16 protein-coding genes are annotated in these 18,654 nt (G+C 55.8%); 14 read left to right on the forward strand and 2 right to left on the reverse strand.

Annotated features, from left to right (window positions below; translation table 11 throughout):
- Positions 1-21: 21 nt before the first annotated feature.
- Positions 22-837, forward strand: coding sequence for a TIGR00282 family metallophosphoesterase (locus WBY09_RS08330; protein ID WP_008891370.1), 816 nt, complete (start codon positions 22-24; stop codon positions 835-837).
- 81 nt (positions 838-918) lie between these two features.
- Here WBY09_RS08330 and WBY09_RS08335 read toward each other — a convergent pair whose 3' ends face one another.
- Both WBY09_RS08335 and WBY09_RS08340 read right to left on the reverse strand, forming a co-directional pair.
- Entirely contained in the window at positions 919-3,156 is a 2,238-nt protein-coding gene (locus WBY09_RS08335) for a methyl-accepting chemotaxis protein (RefSeq protein ID WP_336232481.1), read from the reverse strand.
- Positions 3,157-3,527: 371 nt separating this feature from the next.
- Complete coding sequence (locus tag WBY09_RS08340; protein WP_443082658.1) at positions 3,528-5,780, reverse strand: HAMP domain-containing methyl-accepting chemotaxis protein; 2,253 nt, start codon at positions 5,778-5,780, stop codon at positions 3,528-3,530.
- A 405-nt stretch (positions 5,781-6,185) separates the two neighbouring features.
- Between WBY09_RS08340 and WBY09_RS08345 the strand changes: the two genes are divergently transcribed.
- From WBY09_RS08345 to ftsH, 13 genes are all read left to right on the forward strand, one after another.
- Positions 6,186-6,932, forward strand: coding sequence for a YebC/PmpR family DNA-binding transcriptional regulator (locus WBY09_RS08345; RefSeq protein ID WP_336232483.1), 747 nt, complete (start codon positions 6,186-6,188; stop codon positions 6,930-6,932).
- A gap of 34 nt (positions 6,933-6,966) precedes the next feature.
- Positions 6,967-7,542, forward strand: coding sequence for a crossover junction endodeoxyribonuclease RuvC (gene ruvC, locus WBY09_RS08350; protein ID WP_051007649.1), 576 nt, complete (start codon positions 6,967-6,969; stop codon positions 7,540-7,542).
- Positions 7,539-8,234, forward strand: a complete 696-nt coding sequence (ruvA, locus tag WBY09_RS08355; protein ID WP_336232484.1) for a Holliday junction branch migration protein RuvA — start codon at positions 7,539-7,541, stop codon at positions 8,232-8,234. The genes ruvC and ruvA overlap by 4 nt, the downstream gene beginning before the upstream one ends.
- Positions 8,231-9,292, forward strand: coding sequence for a Holliday junction branch migration DNA helicase RuvB (gene ruvB / locus WBY09_RS08360; RefSeq protein ID WP_008891376.1), 1,062 nt, complete (start codon positions 8,231-8,233; stop codon positions 9,290-9,292). The genes ruvA and ruvB overlap by 4 nt, the downstream gene beginning before the upstream one ends.
- A complete protein-coding gene (locus WBY09_RS08365) occupies positions 9,292-9,753 on the forward strand; it encodes a YbgC/FadM family acyl-CoA thioesterase (RefSeq protein WP_336232485.1) in 462 nt (153 codons plus the stop codon). Before ruvB ends, WBY09_RS08365 begins: the two co-directional genes overlap by 1 nt.
- Before the next feature lie 7 nt (positions 9,754-9,760).
- The gene (tolQ, locus tag WBY09_RS08370; protein WP_008891378.1) at positions 9,761-10,492 is read left to right on the forward strand and encodes a protein TolQ; all 732 of its coding nucleotides are present in this window, start codon (positions 9,761-9,763) and stop codon (positions 10,490-10,492) included.
- A gap of 2 nt (positions 10,493-10,494) precedes the next feature.
- Complete coding sequence (tolR, locus tag WBY09_RS08375) at positions 10,495-10,947, forward strand: protein TolR (protein WP_040824151.1); 453 nt, start codon at positions 10,495-10,497, stop codon at positions 10,945-10,947.
- Positions 10,948-10,954: 7 nt separating this feature from the next.
- The gene (locus WBY09_RS08380) at positions 10,955-11,899 is read left to right on the forward strand and encodes a hypothetical protein (protein WP_064780635.1); all 945 of its coding nucleotides are present in this window, start codon (positions 10,955-10,957) and stop codon (positions 11,897-11,899) included.
- A gap of 41 nt (positions 11,900-11,940) precedes the next feature.
- Positions 11,941-13,311 (forward strand): Tol-Pal system beta propeller repeat protein TolB, encoded by a 1,371-nt coding sequence (tolB, locus tag WBY09_RS08385; protein ID WP_008891381.1) that lies wholly within the window; start codon positions 11,941-11,943, stop codon positions 13,309-13,311.
- A gap of 129 nt (positions 13,312-13,440) precedes the next feature.
- On the forward strand, positions 13,441-13,935 hold the full coding sequence (gene pal / locus WBY09_RS08390) for a peptidoglycan-associated lipoprotein Pal (protein WP_008891382.1): 495 nt from the start codon (positions 13,441-13,443) through the stop codon (positions 13,933-13,935).
- Positions 13,936-14,088: 153 nt separating this feature from the next.
- A complete protein-coding gene (gene ybgF / locus WBY09_RS08395; protein WP_336232486.1) occupies positions 14,089-15,141 on the forward strand; it encodes a tol-pal system protein YbgF in 1,053 nt (350 codons plus the stop codon).
- Positions 15,142-15,245: 104 nt separating this feature from the next.
- Entirely contained in the window at positions 15,246-16,616 is a 1,371-nt protein-coding gene (tilS, locus tag WBY09_RS08400; RefSeq protein ID WP_336232487.1) for a tRNA lysidine(34) synthetase TilS, read from the forward strand.
- An 85-nt stretch (positions 16,617-16,701) separates the two neighbouring features.
- Positions 16,702-18,645, forward strand: a complete 1,944-nt coding sequence (ftsH, locus tag WBY09_RS08405; protein WP_040824154.1) for an ATP-dependent zinc metalloprotease FtsH — start codon at positions 16,702-16,704, stop codon at positions 18,643-18,645.
- Positions 18,646-18,654 lie beyond the last annotated feature (9 nt).

The following is an 18,654-nucleotide window of genomic DNA, read 5'->3' on the forward strand; positions in this document are numbered from 1 at the left end:
TGACGCAATACAGGAAGCACAATGCGTTTACTTCATCTTGGCGACGTTCTGGGGCAGTCCGGTCGCAAGGCAGCGCTTGAAGCGCTCCCGATGCTACGTGATCGGTTGTCGGTTGATATCGCGGTGGTGAATGTCGAAAACGCAGCGCACGGCTTTGGCGTCACGGCAAAAATCTGCAAGGAATTCTATGACGCCGGTGCCGATGTCCTGACCACGGGCAATCATGTCTGGGATCAGCGCGAAATCATCGCCTATATCGACGAAGATGAAAAACTGCTGCGTCCCTGGAACTTCCCCGATGGGACACCGGGCAATGGCGATTATGTCTTCAAGACCAAGTCGGGCAAAAAGGTCTGCGTGATTAACATGATGGGCCGTCTGTTCATGGATCCGTTGTCCTGCCCGTTCCAAGGCGCTGACAAGCTGTTTAACAAGCATAAGCTTGGCAAGAATGTCGATGCCGTGATTGTCGATTTCCACGCCGAAACCACCTCGGAAAAAATGGCGTTTGGCCATCATTGCGATGGGCGCGCATCGCTTGTACTGGGCACCCACACCCACGTGCCGACTGCCGATGCCCAGATCCTGCCAAATGGTACCGGCTATCAGACCGATGTTGGCATGTGCGGCGATTTTGATTCCGTCATCGGCATGAAAAAAGAAAACTCGGTTCGCAAATTCATCACCAAGATGCCGTCCGGCCGGTTCGAGCCGGCAGAGGGCCCGGCAACAGTGTGTGGCGTCTATGTTGAAACCGACGACAAGACCGGCCTCGCAAAGCGGATTGAAGCGGTGCGTATCGGTGGCCGCCTTAAAGGCAGCTGGCCCAGCGCCTGACGCCCAAGGTGAATTTCACCTGATCAAAGAAAAAGGCCCGCCAGATGACGGGCCTTTGTCGTTTCAGATGTTGGTTGTAAATTACGCGGCGCGATCACGTGCCTGCTGACGCAAATCATCAAGGATGACAGTAATGCGCGTGCGCAGTTCACTGACTTTCTCGGATGCCGAACGCGACGTGTTCAGGACTTCGCCAGACAGTTGGCCGGTACGACCGGTTTCGTTGGCAACCTCGGCAATCGATGCCGACACAGCGCGCGTTCGGTCCGCTGCACCACGCACGTTGCGCGTGATTTCGTCGGTTGCTGCCCCTTGCTGTTCAACTGCGGCCGAAATCGTCGTGGCAATCTCATTGAGACTATCAATGATCGAGCCGATCTCGCCAATGGCGGTAACAGATTCACCGGTCGCTTTCTGAATGCCGGAAATTTGTCCCGAAATTTCCTCGGTCGCCTTTTCGGTCTGGTTGGCAAGGTTTTTGACCTCTGCCGCGACAACCGCAAAGCCCTTGCCCGCATCCCCGGCACGTGCAGCCTCGATGGTGGCATTCAGGGCCAGAAGGTTGGTCTGCTCGGCAATGTCGGTAATCAGCGCGATCACCTCGCCAATGCGGCTTGCCGATTGCGACAGGCTGTTGACCAGTTCGTTGGTGTGTTGCGCGCGTTGCGCGGCTTCGTTCGAAATACGTGTGGTTTCCGCCATCTGACGGTTAATTTCCGCGTTCGAACTTGAAAGCTGCTCGGTGGCCGAGGCAACGGTTTCGACATTGCCGGTGGCTTCATCGGCCGATTTCGACACCTCGTCACTCTGACCTGACACCAGTTCGGCACTGTCGGTCATCTGACCTGATACGCCTTGAAGCTGTTCGGCAAGGGTGGCGATTTCAGTCACCGCACTTTCGACCTCACCCTGCAGGGTATCGGCAAGTGACAGTAATTCATCGCGCAGTGCCTCGTTGCGTTCACGGTTCAGGCGCTCTTCCTCGGCCTGCATGTCGCGGACCTTGATCGCGTTTGCCTTGAACACATCAACCGCCCGGCCCATGGCAGAAATCTCGTCACTGCCACCTGATGGAACGGCCGCATCAAGGTCGCCATCGGCCAGCGAAATCATCGATTTCTGAAGACCGGCAAGGCGACGCAACAGGTTGCCACGCACATAAACCAGATAGATCAAAAGCGGAATAATGATCGCCGCGGCACCAACGCCGTACATCACCATCGAGCTTTGCTGGGTCAGGGTGCTTGCAGTGTCGGCCGATTTGTCGACGCCGGATTGAAGATCGGCGACAAGCGCGTTCACACCATCTTCCATCGCGGCGGCAAATTCCGCACTGTCTTCAACGATGTCGATCTGGTCGTCGGCCAGCTTAAGTTCTTCGCTGCGAAGCGAAGAAATGCTTTTGCGGCCCATCGACAGCTTTTTGATGTCACCAAGCAGGCCTTCATAGAATTTCTTGAGCTTCTCGTTCTCAAGTTCGCCAATGGTATTGGCAACGACACCAACCGCCCCACGGACCTGAACGCCCATAATGCGAAGCTGCATGCGATCATCTGATGACGCGGCGGACAGAACGGTATTGCTGATTTCAGCACCACTGTTGGCAAGCTGCAGGATAGGGGCTTGGGCTGCCATCAATTCATCAAGTTTGAACAGAAGTCCCTTGGTTGAGGCTTCCTGTTCATCGGTCAAGAAAGCGCCGGCCTGACGCAGATCATGAACCTGACTGGTGACTTCGGTGATTTTGGTTTGGGATGCCGACAGGATCGGCTGGATCATCGAGTTGTATTTGCCGGTCAGTTGCTGGAACTTCGCAAGAGAATCCGAAAGTTGGCCTGCGACCTCGAAACGTTCAATCGTCGTGTCATGAAGTTCCTGAAGCGACTCAGCAAGGCTTTGGCCATTGGTCTCGATCACCGACAGCGTTTCTTCCGGAAGCCCGGACTGGCTCAGCACCGCAAGATTTTCCTGCAAGTTTGCAAGCATCACGTCAAGGTCCGCCTTGACCGCCTGTTCTTCTTCAACGGTGGATGCCGCGATAATGCGTGGTGCGGAGGCCACAATTTTCGCACTGGTTGTTGCAAGCTGCTGGGCAGCAAACATTGGCGGAAGTTGCTCGTAGGCAATCGTGTCAAGCTGGTTGCCGAATTTGGTAAAAGAGAAGACCGATACAGCCGCAGCCAAGATTGCAATCAGACCGACAAGAAAGAAGGCACCCGCCAACTTTTCACGTACGCCAAGCCCTGCTTTGTTCGTCTTTGTTGAGTTCTTCTTTTTTGACGATGACGGCTTTGCGCCGCGCTTGAAACTTAAACCCATAATTAAACCTACCCCGTAGACCAAAGAGACAAGCGTCGCCACATATGGTGCCGACGCATGTATGTACGTCGTCTGAACGTTTGTTCCCAGCCAAGCCACTTTGGGGAATACCCGATATCCGACCCTGACAGGATCTCGGGAAATTTGGGGCCTGATCTATTATTATTGTTGTCCGATATAGCACAGGAATCGCATCGGGATCATGAATTTTCGGCCAAACCTGTACGGCTGTATAAAATTCAGGATTGCGCAAAGTGGCTTTTCGCAGCGACTGCACTTTATTTCGGATCGAAAGACGCTGCTTTCAATGTGATCGTCAAACAAAAAGGCCCGCCAATGGCGGGCCTTTTGTCATCAAGTTTTGCCTGTGATCAGGACGCTGCGCGATCATGTGCCTGTTTGCGCAGATCATCCAGAATGCCGTTGATCCGCGAACGCAGGTTTTCGACCTTCTGCGATGCATCCTGTGCGGTTGCCAAAACCTGACTGGACAGTTCGCCTGTCTTGCTGGTTTCATTGGCAACCTCGTTGATCGAGGCCGATACAGAACGCGTGCGATCCGCAGCCCCGCGCACGTTGCGCGTGATCTCGTCGGTGGCGGCACCCTGTTCCTCGACCGCAGCCGAGATGGTGGTCGCGATCTCATTGATGTTTTCAATGATACGGCCGATATCGCCGATGGCATTGACGGACTCACCGGTGGCTTTCTGAATGCCCGAAATCTGACCCGAGATTTCCTCGGTCGCTTTTTCGGTCTGGTTGGCAAGGTTTTTGACCTCTGCCGCGACAACCGCAAAGCCCTTACCTGCATCCCCGGCACGTGCCGCCTCGATGGTGGCGTTAAGTGCCAGAAGGTTGGTCTGCTCGGCAATGTCGGTGATCAGTGCGATCACCTCGCCAATGCGGTCTGCAGACTGTGACAGGCTGACCACCAGTTCGTTGGTTTCCTGTGCGCGGTTGGATGCTTCGTTCGAGATACGGGTCGATTCCGCCATCTGACGGTTGATTTCCGCATTCGATGCCGACAGCTGTTCGGTCGCAGCCGCAACCGTTTCAACGTTGCCGGTTGCTTCCTGTGCAGAGCTTGCAACTTCTTCGGTCTGACCCGAAACCAGTTCCGCACTTGACGTCATCTGACCGGAAACGCCCTGAAGCTGATCACCAAGGGCCGCGATTTCGTTCACGGCACTTTCAACTTCGTTCTGCAGGGTGTCGGCCAGTGCCAGCAACTCATCACGAAGTGCTTCGTTGCGTTCATGGTTAAGGCGTTCTTCCTCGGCCTGCATGGCCTGGACCTTAAGGGCGTTGTCCTTAAAGACATCAACCGCACGGCCCATGGCGCTGATTTCGTCATTGCCCTTGGACGGCACGACGACATCAAGGTTGCCATCAGCAAGCTGAACCATGGTTTTCTGCAAACCACCAAGGCGGCGCAGAACGTTGCCACGCACATACAGCACATAAATCGCAAGCGAGATAATGATGGCTGCGACGGCAACAACAAACAGGGCGGTCAGGCTCTGTTTCTCGACGACCTTCGCCTGGGCGGCGGCATCGTTGACTTCTGCATTCAGACCGGCAACCAGTTCGGCAACGCTGTTACGCATTGCGTTGGCATATTCGCCACTCTGCACTACAAGCGCCTGGCTTTGTTCGGTGGCCTCAAGTTCACGTTTGCGCAGTTCAGGCAGGCTGCCTTCACCAACCGACAGCTTCTGCATCTTGTCGATCAGATCGACATAGAATGCCTTGAGGCGATCGTTATCAAGCTCATCAAGCTTGCTCAGCGCATCGGTGTACGTGCCACGAATACGCACCGGAATGATCGACAGGCGCACCGCCTGGGTTTCCGTGGTGCTGGAAATGATCATGTTTGATGCGGCAGAACCCAGACGCTCGATATCAAGGATCGGTGTACGCGTCTCGATCGCTGATGCGAACTTCTGGAAGGACTCAAGGATTTCTTCTTTGTCCGCGCTGTATTTCTTTGAAGGGTCTTCTTCAAAGGACGCGGCGTATTCGCTGCCTTGGGCGATGTCGTTTTGGGTATAGGACAGCACCGGCTTTAAGGTGTCACCATACCGTTTCGCCAGATTCTGGAACTCTTCGAGTTTCGCGGCTTTTTCGTCGCTGATCTGGAAACGTTCCTGGGTCACGTCGTGCAGCTGTTTGAGGTTATCCTCAAGCAGGGCGCGATTGTCGTTGATGCTTGCAATTACCGCGGGCATAAAGCCGGTCGCCTCAATTTCGGCGATGCGGACATTAAGCTCTTCAAGACGAACCGCAAGTTCTTCGTTAATCGCGGTTTCTTCTTCCGGATTGGCGGCGGCCACGATGCGCGGCGCAATGGCGACAATTTCTGCACTTCCGGTTGCCAGTGACTGAGCCGCGGCAATCGGCGGAAGCTTTTCTTCGGTAATGGTATTAAGCGCACTACCGAACTGATTGAAGGAAATAGCACCGACAATGGCAGAAATCACTGCCATCAATCCGACCACAGCAAACGATATCAAAAGTTTGCTTTGGACCCCGAATTTAGTTCCCATTCTATCTAACCTTTTTTCCTGGCTGTTTCCGTATGGCTTCTTTGTCCATTCCGGTTGTTTCTGGCACCGCAGGATCATATGCAGTCCTGCGTTAGGCGACAGCTTGGCCCTAGAGAGTATTCTGCTTTAGTTTAATATCTACACCAGAGAACATTAATGAAAGAATATCAAGACGTCTGCAACATCTATCCGCGTATAGTGCACGACTATCCCCGGATAGGTTGATCATGATTTCCGTGCATTAATCTCCAAAAACCTGATCCTTACGCCCGATATTTGGCGATCTCGCCAAGCATGGCTGGACCTTGCTGGGTAAACAGGATATAGGAGCGGTCGAAATTTTCGTTCGCGTATGTCGCAGATATGAATGTGTCATCCTGCACATGCCCGGACGGGCTGGTCTGTCAGGGAACGCCCGTATGACCGGCGTGGTATCACCCGATACCGTTCCACTTCGAATTCATTGACGACAGGTTACAGGTTATGGCCGGCCATTCCCAATTTAAGAACATCATGCACCGCAAAGGTGCGCAGGATAAAAAGCGCGCCAAGATCTTCACCAAACTCGCGCGTGAAATCACTGTTGCCGCGAAAATCAGCGAAGATATCGATAGCAACCCGCGTCTGCGTGCGGCGATTTCTGCGGCTCGTGCCCAGAACATGCCCAAGGACAATATCGATCGTGCCATCAAAAAGGCGACCGGTGCAGGCGAGGGTGATAACTACGAAGAAGTCCGCTACGAGGGTTATGGCACCGCTGGCGTTGCCGTCATCGTCGAAGCACTGACCGACAACCGTAACCGTACCGCATCCGAAGTGCGTGCTGCCTTTACCAAGCATGGCGGCAACCTTGGTGAAACCGGTTCGGTCGGCTTCATGTTCAACCGTGTGGGCGAAATCGTCTATCCGATCGCCAAGGCCGATGCTGACGAAATCTTCGAAGCAGCCCTTGAAGCCGGTGCTGCGAATGCGGAGTCCGATGATCAGAGCCACGTCATCGACACCGAGATCGAAGACCTCAACGCTGTGCGCGAAGCCCTGATCGAGAAATTCGGCGATCCGGAAAGCGCAAAGCTGGTCTTCCGGGCCACCACCGAAGCAGACATTTCGGTCGAACAGGCGCAAAGCATCATGAAACTGGTCGATGTGCTTGAAGATAACGACGACGTCCAGAATGTCTGGACCAACGTTAACTGGACCGACGAAATCGTCGCTGGTCTCGATAACTAATTAATATTTGCCAACACCCGCCTTTCGCTTTTGAATGGCGGGTGTTTTGTATCTGGAACCCGCTTTTTTGGGGGATGTAGTGGTCAGAGTGCTCGGGATTGATCCCGGTCTGCAACGAACCGGTTGGGGCGTCATTGACCTCGATAACAATCGTATGCGCCATGTCGCCAATGGCGTGGTGACTTCCACCCAGTCATTGACCCTTGCCGAACGCCTTGATCAACTGCACACCGGCCTGATCGAAGTGATCCGGATCTGGACACCTGACGAGGCCGCGGTTGAAGAAACGTTCGTCAATAAAAACCCGGTTTCGACCCTGAAACTGGGGCAGGCGCGTGGTGTTGCATTGCTTGCACCTGCGCGCAGTGGCATTCCGGTAACGGAATATACACCCAATGCCGTCAAAAAGACTGTGGTTGGTGCCGGTCATGCTGCCAAACAGCAGGTCGAAATGATGGTTTCAACCCTTCTGCCGGGATGTGACATTGCCGGGCCGGACGCCGCAGACGCCCTTGCGGTTGCCATATGCCACGCGCAACATGCCGGGAACCGGTCGCTTGCCAATTCGATGGCGGCGCACCCAACACGAAACGGGAGAAAATACAGGTGATCGCCAAACTGCGCGGAATTGTGGATTTCATCGGCGAAGATAGCGTCATTATCGATGTCAACGGCGTGGGCTATCTGGTTTTTGCATCCCGCCGCACGCTTTCGATGCTGCCGCCCAAGGGCGGCGATGCCGGCTTGATGATCGAAACCCACGTTCGCGAAGATCACATTCATCTCTATGGCTTTGCCGATAACGCCGAAAAGCAGTGGTTTGCCTTGCTCACCACCGTTCAGGGTGTTGGTGCCAAGGTTGCACTCGCACTGTTGTCGGTTCTGACGCCCACCGATCTTTTGCGCGCACTGGCCGCCCAGGATACCACGGCCCTTTGCCGCGCACCGGGAATCGGCCCCAAGGTCGCAACCCGTATTGTTGGCGAACTGAAAGACAAGGCCGCAAAACTGAACCTTGGCCCGGTTGCGGCCCCGACGGCCCCGGTCGTTGAAGACGCAAAACCAGCCGCAAAATCCAAGAAATCAGCCAAGGCCACCACAGATGTGAGCATCGACACAGCGCCAACCGAACCGGTTGTAGATGATAGCGTCGTTTTGGCGGACGCGGTTTCGGCACTGGTCAATCTTGGCTATGGCCGGTCCGAGGCATTTGGTGCGGTGGGCAAGGCCGCCCAACAGGCGGGCGAAGACAAGTCGATCGATACCCTGATCCGTCTGGGACTAAAGGAGCTTAGCGCGTGAGCGAAGAAGAAGACCGTCTGCTCAGTGGTGAGCGCCGCGAAGAAGATCATCAGGATGGATCGCTGCGTCCCCGTCGGCTTGACGATTTTACCGGCCAGAAAGAAGTCCGTGAAAACCTTGATGTCTTTATCAAGGCTGCCAGTGCGCGCGAAGAAGCCATGGACCATGTCCTGTTCTTTGGTCCGCCGGGGCTTGGCAAAACCACGCTTTCGCAAATTGTTGCCAGTGAACTCGGTGTCGGCTTTCGCGCGACATCCGGCCCGGTGATTGCCAAGGCCGGTGACCTTGCAGCCCTTCTGACCAACCTGCAGCCGCGCGATGTTTTGTTCATTGATGAAATTCATCGTCTGAACCCGGCGGTGGAGGAAATCCTCTATCCGGCGATGGAAGACTTCCAGCTTGATCTGATCATCGGCGAAGGTCCTGCTGCGCGCTCTGTGCGAATTGACTTGCCGCCCTTTACGCTTGTGGGTGCCACCACGCGTTCGGGTCTTCTGACCACGCCATTGCGGGATCGTTTCGGTATTCCGCTGCGCCTTCGGTTCTATGAGCCCGAAGAACTGGTCAGCATCGTTGCCCGTGGTGCACGGCTTTTGAATTTCGACATGACCGAAGAAGGCGCGATGGAAATCGCCCGGCGTTCACGCGGCACCCCGCGTATCGCCGGTCGTCTGTTGCGTCGCGTACGTGACTTTGCCGCCGTGGCTGAAAAATCGCCGGTCGACAAATTCATTGCCGACGCGGCCCTGACCCGTCTTGAAGTCGATAACCTTGGTCTTGATAGCCAGGACAGACGATACCTTAATTGTATCGCCAGCAACTATGGCGGTGGTCCGGTCGGTGTCGATACGTTGGCCGCCGCCCTGTCCGAAGAACGCGATACCATCGAAGACGTGATCGAGCCTTATCTGCTGCAACAGGGACTGATTCAGCGTACCCCGCGCGGCCGCATGCTGGGCGTTAAGGGCTTCAAGCACCTTGGTCTGACCCCGCCACGCCAGGCGGGCGGGATGCCGCTTTCCGATCTGTTTGACGGGCAGGCGGGGGAAGAATCCTGATGGCCCAAAATGATCACGATGCCATTCTTGGCCGCTTCGAAGGCAAGCGGCATATCTATCCGCTGATTGTCTATTACGAGAACACAGATGCAGGTGGCGTCGTCTATCACGCCGACTATTTGGCATTCGCCGAACGGGCACGTTCAGCGATGCTTAACCTGTTGGGCTTTACCAATCGAAATATTGCAGAACGCCACAAAGTTGCCATAGCCGTTCGACAGTGTACGCTCGACTTTCGACGTCCTGCGCTTTTGGAAGACCGTATTACGGTCGAAAGCCGGGTGATCAAGGTTGGGGGCGCATCGCTTGGTTTTGAACAAAAGATTATGCGGGGCGACGACGAACTGGTGGTGATCGAGATTTATCTCGCCTGCATGTCGTTGGAAGAACTTCGGGCACAACGTCTGCCCGACGAACTAAGAACAGTATTTAATAGTTGTCTTGATGTGACAAAGGACTGACGGGAATATGGAAAATCAAGTGGTCGACGCGGTAACGCTGGGGCAGTCGGTCATGGCACATGATATGTCTCTGTGGGGACTTTTCATGCAGGCTGGGTTGGTCGTCAAAACAGTGATGATCGGTCTTTTGCTGGCTTCTGTCTGGGTTTGGGCGATTGTCTTCGAGAAAATCCTGCGACTGCGCAAATTACGCGCCCAGGCAAACACCTTCGAAGAAGCCTTCTGGTCGGGTGGGTCACTTGAAGATCTGTATGATCGCATCGCCGACAAGCCGCGCGATCCGATGTCAGCCATCTTTGTTTCGGCCATGCGTGAATGGCGTCGTTCGAACGCAAAGGGTGTCCATGGCGACACCATGCGTGCCCGCCTTCAGCAGCGCCTTGAAAAATCCATGGAAATTACCCTTGGTCGTGAAATGGACCGGGTTGAACGCTATATGACCTTCCTGGCATCCGTTGGTTCGACCGCACCGTTTGTTGGTCTGTTCGGCACGGTCTGGGGCATCATGGTTTCGTTCCAGTCGATCGCGGCATCCAAGAATACGTCATTGGCGGTTGTCGCACCGGGTATTGCCGAGGCCCTTTTTGCAACGGCCATGGGCCTTGTTGCTGCGATCCCGGCTGTGGTTGCCTATAACAAGATTTCCAGCGACCTGAACCGTTACAGCAACCGCCTCGAAGCTTTCGTGGACGAGTTCTCCTCGATCCTTTCGCGCCAACTTGACGACACGAGAGACTGATTATGGGCGCACAGCTTGCCAAATCAGGCGGAGGACGCCGTCGCGGTCGCCGGAGTAACCGGCGGGCAGCGATGAGTGACATCAACGTCACCCCGATGGTCGACGTCATGCTGGTGTTGCTGGTGATCTTCATGGTCGCAGCGCCGCTGATGACTGTCGGGGTCGAGGTTGATCTGCCGGAAACCAGTGCCGCACCGATGACCGGCCAGGATGAGCCGCTGGTGGTGTCGGTTTCTGCCGAGGGCACGATCTACATCATGGATAGCGAAATCGCGCAGGACACCCTGACCGAAAAGCTCGCCGCCATTACCGACAACAAGGCCGATACCCGCATCTTTGTCCGCGGTGACAAGACGATTGATTATGGCCGTGTGATGGAAGTCATGGGCCTGATCAAGGATGCCGGTTTCACCAAAGTCGCCCTGATCGCCGAATTGCCGGCAAAGGGTTCGTAAACGAATCATGCTGCGTTACGCTCTCATATCGCTTGGTCTGCACGCTGTCCTGTTTCTGGTGGCGTGGCTTGGGCTGCCCGATCTGTTTGATGAAACACCGTTGGAATTGCAGTCCATTTCGGTTGAAGTCGTGACAGTGGACGAATTTTCCGCGGCCCCGACCAAGGCTTTGCCAAAACCGGAACCCAAAGAGGAACCGAAACCAAAGCCGACCCCGAAGCCGGAACCCAAGCCAGAGCCAAAACCGGAACCAAAGCCGGAACCAAAGCCGGAACCCAAGCCTGAGCCGAAGCCCGAACCAAAACCGGAGCCCAAGCCAGAGCCGAAGCCTGAGCCAAAACCGACACCAAAGCCGGAACCGGTTCCGACGCCAGACGTTAAAAAAGAGCCGGAGCCAAAACCGGAGCCGACTGAGCTTGCCGCTGTAAAGCCGGAATCCAAGCCGACGCCGCCGAAACCGGAACCGGTCAAAAAGCCGGAGCCGAAAAAGGAAGAGCCGAAGAAACGCGATCTCATGAGCGTTCTTAAGGATGTCAGCAAGCTCAAGGAAACGGCAGAAGCCACGCCAGAGCAGCAGCCAGACGAAACGCCGGAAGAAAATGCCAGCGAGGTTGTCGCGACCAGGCTTGATGCCAACCTGACCATGAGCGAGCTTGATGCCGTAAAACGTCAGATCGAAAAATGCTGGAGCCCCCCGGCCGGGGCCAAGGAAGCGGGCAACTTTGCGGTTGAAATTCATGTCAGCGCAAACCCGGACGGAACCGTCCGTTTGGCGCGGATTAGCAATCTGAACGAAATCCAGGGCGACACTTCCCGCCGTACGATTGCAGAAAGTGCGCTTCGAGCAGTGCTAAATCCGCAATGCAGTCCTCTAAAACTGCCGCTGGATAAATACGAAATGTGGCGCACATTCACGTTCAATTTTGACATGCGTGAAATGCTGGGCCTTTAACGACCAAGTTCTTGAACACGCGTGGAAAATAGCGAGGCAGGATGACGATCAAGACCAACGCAATAAAACGATTTTGGGCTAAAGGCAGTGTTGCGGCACTGTGCGCCCTTGCCGTTGTCGCTGGCCTGAATGTCGGGTTCATGTCGCCGGCAAAGGCGGAACTCCGGATTGATATTACCCGGGGCGAACTGAAACCGATGCCAATTGCCGTCACCCGCTTCCCGGGCGAAGGCGTTGCCGAAACCGAGATCGGTCAGAACATGACCCAGGTGATTGCCGCAGATCTCGAACGTTCGGGCCTTTTTTCACCGATTGATGAAAAGGCATTCATTCAGAGTGCTGCATCATTGGCGGTGAACCCGAACTTCGCCGAATGGCGGGCCATCAATGCGCAGGCCCTGGTGAACGGTCGTGTTGTGACCGAGCCAAATGGTCTTCTGCGTGTCGAATTCCGCCTGTGGGATGTTTTGGCAGAAACCCAGATGTCTGGCGTTGCGTATCGTACGCAGCCAAACAACTGGCGTCGGATTGCTCACAAGATTGCGGACGAGATTTACAAACGTATCACCGGTGAAACCGGCTATTTCGATACGCGCGTTGTCTACGTCTCGGAATCCGGTCCGGCCGATAACCGGACCAAACGACTGGCCATCATGGATCAGGACGGTGCAAACCACCGGTTCCTTTCCGATGGACGGTTCCTCGTGCTGAACCCGCGCTTCTCGCCGACGGCACAGGAAGTGGTTTATATGTCGTACTTTAACGACAAGCCGCGCGTTTATGTTTTGGATATTGATACCGGCGAGTTGGAATTGCTGGGTGATTTTCCGGGGATGACCTTTGCGCCCCGATTCGCGCCAGACGGGAACTCGGTTGTGATGTCACAAGCGCTTGACGGGAACAGTGAAATTTATGGACTGGACCTGCGCACGCGTGAAAAGCGTCAACTGACGCGCCATCCGGCCGTGGATACCTCGCCTTCCTATTCTCCGGACGGGTCTCGCATTGCGTTCAACTCCGACCGCAGTGGGGCACAACAACTTTATGTGATGAATGCCGATGGTGGGGGCGTACAGCGCATCAGCTTCGGTGGTGGACGCTATGCCACCCCGGTCTGGTCGCCGCGCGGAGACCTGATCGCATTCACCAAATCCGAAGGAGGTCGTTATTATATCGGCGTCATGCGGCCAGACGGCAGTGGAGAAAGGCTGCTGGCCGAGGGTTACCTCGTTGAGGGACCAACATGGGCACCGAACGGTCGAGTTTTGATGTACTACCGCCAGCACCCGTCCAGGGACGGGACCAAGGATCGCTATCGTTTGTATTCGATTGATCTTACCGGTTATAACGAGCGAGAGATCGTTACACCGGCGGATGGGTCGGATCCTGCATGGTCGCCCTTGATTCCCTGATATCTCAAGAGTATAGTCATCGCGAAGCACTGAATGCGATTCGCTTTAATCGCGGGCATTTTCGGTGTCGCGAGACATGGAAAACACCAACCTCGGGCGAATGCGTCCGGTGTTAAGGGGAAAACTTAAATGAAACTTCGTATTCTGAGCGTTTTTGCTGCTGCCGCTCTTCTGGCTGCTTGTGAAACTGCACCTGATAGCACGGCAACCACTGGTGGCGACGGTGCAAGCACTTCTTCCAGCGCCTCGACTTCGACTTCTTTGGCTGAAAGCAGCCCTGAGTGGTTCGCTGTCAACGTTGGTGACCGCGTCTTCTTTGGTTTCGACAAATACGATCTTGCCGGTGAAGCACGTCGCACCCTCGAACTGCAGGCTGCTTGGCTGAAGAAATATCCGCAGTACAAAGTTGTTGTTGAAGGTCATGCCGACGAGCGCGGCACCCGTGAATACAACCTTGCACTCGGCGAACGCCGCGCGAACTCGGTCAAAGATTACCTGATCGCTCTGGGCATCGACCCGTCGCGCATCGAGACCATTTCTTATGGTAAAGAGCGCCCGGTTGCTCTTGGCCATGACGAAGAAAGCTGGGCTAAAAACCGCCGCTCTGTATCGGTTATCCGTTAAGCGCGTGCAGGTGAAAGCCTGACTTGAAGATCAAGGCGCCTGTCCCGTTTGGGGCAGGCGCCTTATTTTTGCCGCCTGAAAATGTTTGAAAGTCACGACAGGTATTTCCATAGTGAACCTTCAAAGACTGAATTGACGAAAAAGGACCCGAAAATGATCCGCGTTCGATCCGCCATTTCGCCAAAGAACCGCAACGTCCTGATGGCCCTTGCCGTCGGAGCTGTGTTTGGCATGACATCACTCGGGTCCCAACCGGTTCACGCGCAAGACGCCAACATGTCGCGTCAGGTAGAACAATTGCGCAAGGACCTCGATCTTTTGCAGCGTTATGTCTATCGCGAAGGCACCGGTGACGCCGCACAGGCCGCTGTCTCGTCTGGTGATGGCGGCGGGGCTGCGACCCCGGCTGCCGCACGCCAACAGGTCCAGATCAGCGCACTGGAACGCACGACCACCCAACTGACCGGTCAACTTGAAGAATTCGACTACCGCATTCGCAAGATGGAAGACCGTCTGGAACGTCTGGTGGCCGATATTGATTTCCGCCTCAACCAGCTTGAAAGCGGCGGCGTTGCGACCAGCGGCACAAGTGCCGGTGGGGCAAATGCACCGCTTGCTGGGGGCACGGCTGTACAAGGTGCCAATAACTCTGCCGCCAACAGCGCACCGGGGGCTGCCGGTTCGGGTGAGCCCCTGAATGAACGCGGTACCCAGCTGTTTGGCGTGATTGAAAGCGAAGGCCAGCCGCCGCAAATTCCAAGCGGGGCTGCCGCATCCAACGCATCCGCACCAACCCAGAGTGCTGCGGCAACCACCGGCACGCCTGAAGAACAGTATCGCGAGGCCTTTGGTCTTCTGCGCAAACAGGATTTCCAGGCCGCCGAACAGGCGCTGGGCAATTTCGTCAGCAACCATCCCAACGATCCGCTGGCGGGCAATGCGCAATATTGGTTGGGTGAAACCTATTATGTGCGCGGCCAGTATGAAAATGCTGCCATCGCCTTTACCGAAGGTTTCCAGACGTACCCCGACAGCACCAAGGCACCAGACAACCTTCTGAAGCTTGGCATGTCGCTGGCCAATCTTGGCAAGAACGAAGATGCCTGCACGGCCTTTGGTCACCTGATCGACAATTTCCCGAACGCCTCGAACGTCGTTCTGGATCGCGCCCGTCAGGAACGCCAGAACCGTGGATGTCCGCAGTAAACCCTGCGTATGCCAGACCGATGATCGGCAACCTTACGACATCAGAAAATCAAAATACGGCGTCCGGTGGATCTCCACTGGACGCCGTTGCCTTTGATAGACTGATGATGACGTTCGCCCCGTTTGAAACCGCCCCTGAAATCCTTGTTGGTGTCTCGGGCGGGGCCGACAGCATGGCACTGGCCCTTTTGGCTCATGACTGGTGTCAGGCACAAGGCGGACGCGTGGTCGCCGTTACGGTTGACCATGGTCTGCGCAAGGCCGCCGCTGACGAAGCCCGCTGGGTCGCAGCCGAACTTGCCCGCCATAACATCGAACACATCACCAAACACTGGCAGGGCGAAAAGCCAACCGGCGCCGTGCAGGAAAAGGCGCGCCAGGCCCGCTATCAGATTTTTGATGAGCTGATGCGTGATACCGGCATTTTCCATCTATTGGTTGCCCATCATGCAGGCGACCAACGCGAAACCGTTGCCATGCGCCGCGATCGCGGCACGACCCCGATTGGGCAGGCGGGCATGTCTGCGCGCCGCTATCTTCGACATGGCCGGGTGCTGCGTCCGCTTTTGGCCGTTGCCAAGGCCGACTTGTTGGCAACCCTGAAGGCACGCGGACAGGCGTGGATCGAAGATCCTTCCAACATCGACGAAAAGTTCGAGCGCGTGCGCGTGCGCAAGGCGTTTGAGGCGGGGGCATCATGCCCGCCCGATATAACCGGCGACGCATCGGCGCGCCGCGCCCTTGAAACGGGCATTGGCCGATTGCTGGCCGGGGCAGTAACCCTGCATGCGAACGGGGTTGCGATCCTTAATCCGGATGCGCTGCTGGATCCGAAAACAGATCGCAACGCTGCGATCCATGCGCTGGGGCAGGTGGTGCGTACGGTTGGGGGCGCAGGATATATGCCTGCACTTGATAAACTGCGCGGTGCGCTTGATCGCCTTGATGCGGATAAAACAGCCCGCATCAGTCTGGGCGGCTGCGTCTTGCACGGTCGGAAAGGTGGAATTTGCGTTTATCGAGAATTTGGTCGAATGGCGCAGGATCCGATTGCGTTGGATGCCGAATCACCCACACGATCTTTGGTTGTGCGGTTTGATAATCGCTTTGAATGGCAGGTAGACGACGTTGATCTGTCGGGGCAAATTGGACGTTGGATCGTCCCGCTTGGCCTTTGTGATGTGTTTCACACGAAGTCTTTTCGCGCCGCACTGGGCGAAATTGCACCATTTATTGGTAATTTACCGCGCGCGGCCCTTGCATCCGTGCCTGCACTCTACGATAAAGAAGGCTTGTTATCTGTTGGCGGGCTTGAGGTTTCGGAGCTTTCCGACGTACTATCCGCCGCCGGTTGCGGACGGCCTCTGGGCAGGGGCCTGATCGCGTCTGGTGGCAGTTGGCAGTTTGCGCCGCAAGTACCTTTGTGGGAAAGTGGTTTCAAATCGTCAGCGAAACCCGACAACCTACTTGCGTAAGCGGGGCTTATGACTATTTGATTGTCAGACCCTGCGCAGGAAGTTTTGCGTCACGGCACACACAAATTGCGACCAGTAGCTTGGAATGAATATGGGAAAAAATCTCGCACTGTGGGTTATTATCGCCATCCTTTTGGTGGCGCTGTTTAACCTGTTTCAGTCGCCCTCCGGACGGTCCGGTCAGTCGTCGCTGGCATTTTCGGACTTCCTGGCCGAAGTGGATTCAGGTCAGATTTCCGAAGTCACCATCCAGGGCAACAACCTGACTGCAGAAACGCGCGACGGTCGCTCTGTTAATGTTTACACCCCGGATTATCCGAACCTCGTTGAAAAGCTGAACGACAAGGGCGTGCGCATCATCGCACAGCCTGAAGAAAGCCTGTCTCCTTTGATGAGCGCTTTGATCAGCTGGTTCCCGATGCTTCTGATCATCGGTGTCTGGATCTTCTTCATGCGCCAGATGCAGGGCGGCGGCGGTAAGGCCATGGGCTTTGGCAAGTCCAAGGCCAAGATGCTGACCGAGAAATCCGGTCGCGTGACCTTCGAAGATGTCGCCGGTATTGAAGAAGCCAAAAGCGAGCTTGAAGAGGTCGTCGACTTCCTGCGCGATCCGCAGAAGTTCCAGCGCCTTGGCGGTAAAATCCCCAAAGGCATGCTGCTTGTCGGTCCTCCGGGTACCGGTAAAACGCTGCTGGCACGTGCGATTGCCGGCGAAGCAAACGTTCCGTTCTTCACCATCTCGGGTTCTGACTTCGTTGAAATGTTCGTTGGTGTCGGTGCATCGCGTGTACGTGACATGTTCGAACAGGGCAAGAAAAACGCACCTTGCATCATCTTCATCGATGAAATCGACGCCGTGGGCCGCCATCGTGGTGCCGGTCTTGGCGGCGGTAACGATGAACGCGAACAGACCTTGAACCAGCTCCTCGTCGAGATGGATGGTTTCGAAGCCAACGAAGGTGTGATCCTTGTGGCTGCAACCAACCGTCCGGACGTTCTGGACCCGGCATTGCTGCGTCCGGGTCGTTTCGACCGTCAGGTCGTCGTGCCGAACCCGGATCTGGAAGGCCGTGAACGCATTCTTGGTGTTCATGCGCGTAAAGTTCCGCTGGGTCCGGATGTCGATCTGCGCACGGTTGCACGTGGTACCCCGGGCTTCTCGGGTGCGGATCTGGCAAACCTTGTCAACGAGGCAGCTCTGCTTGCGGCCCGTCTTGGCAAGCGTGTTGTCACCATGGCTGATTTCGAAAACGCCAAGGACAAGGTCATGATGGGCGCTGAACGCCGCTCCATGATCATGACCGATGACGAGAAAAAGCTGACCGCCTATCACGAAGGTGGCCACGCACTGGTCGCGCTCCATACGCCTGCGTCTGATCCGATCCACAAGGCCACCATCATCCCGCGCGGTCGCGCACTGGGCATGGTGATGCGTCTGCCGGAACGTGATCAGGTGTCCAAATCCTATGAACAGCTGATTTCCGACCTTGCGGTTGCCATGGGTGGCCGCGTTGCCGAGGAAATCATCTTTGGCAAGGACAAGGTCACCACGGGGGCATCTTCGGACATCAACATGGTGACGCAATATGCGCGCAAGATGGTGACCGAGTGGGGCTTCTCCGACAAGCTCGGGAATGTCAAATACGTTGATAACCAGGAAGAAGTGTTCCTTGGTCACAGCGTTGCCCAGCACAAAAACGTTTCGGAAAAAACAGCACAGCTGATTGACGAGGAAGTCCGTCGTTACTCTGACGAGGCTTATGAATTCGCCAAGCGCGTTCTGACCGAACATCTTGATGACCTGCACAAGCTTGCCAAAGGTCTTCTGGAATATGAAACCCTGTCGGGCAAGGAAATCGACGCGCTGCTGCGTGGCGAGGAAATTAACCGTCCGGGCCATTCTTCCGGTGGCGGCAAGGATGCAGGTGGCGGACGTCGCTCCACGGTGCCAAGCACCGGCGGTGCCCGCAAGGATAACCCTGGTGACGGCGGCGGGGACCTTTCCCCGGAACCGCAACCGGGAAGCTAACAGAAAGAG

It is taken from the genome of Thalassospira sp. CH_XMU1458 (genome assembly GCF_037027205.1).
Lineage (GTDB): Bacteria > Pseudomonadota > Alphaproteobacteria > Rhodospirillales > Thalassospiraceae > Thalassospira > Thalassospira tepidiphila.